The sequence below is a fragment of the Burkholderia sp. SIMBA_051 genome, assembly GCF_046534915.1.
GTDB lineage: Bacteria > Pseudomonadota > Gammaproteobacteria > Burkholderiales > Burkholderiaceae > Burkholderia > Burkholderia ambifaria.
This window is the reverse complement of record NZ_JAWRXS010000935.1, coordinates 1-234: the sequence shown is the minus strand read 5'-3', so window position 1 is coordinate 234 and position 234 is coordinate 1. Positions and strand designations below refer to the sequence as shown.

1 protein-coding gene is annotated in these 234 nt (G+C 56.4%); it reads right to left on the bottom strand.

The window, feature by feature from the left end; translation table 11 throughout:
* Positions 1-234, bottom strand: a 234-nt coding sequence (locus SB771_RS37230) for a DUF892 family protein (RefSeq protein WP_410722309.1), incomplete at both ends; no start/stop codon positions are given.

Sequence of the window (234 nt, the reverse complement as noted above, 5' to 3'; positions counted from 1 at the left end):
CGAGGCCGCCTCTTCCATACCGAGGTGCTTGGCCATCGCAATTAGGGTGCCGTAGCTGGCGATCTCGTAATGCTCAACCTTCTGGCATGCCCCGATGAGCGCCGCATCGAGCACCGCCCCCTTCTCGATTTCATCTATCAGCTCTTTACTCTCCTCAACCAAACCCTCCATGGCTACGCACTTCATCCGCTTGAGTTTCAATCCAGCGGACTCTACCAACTGGTCAATGCGCTC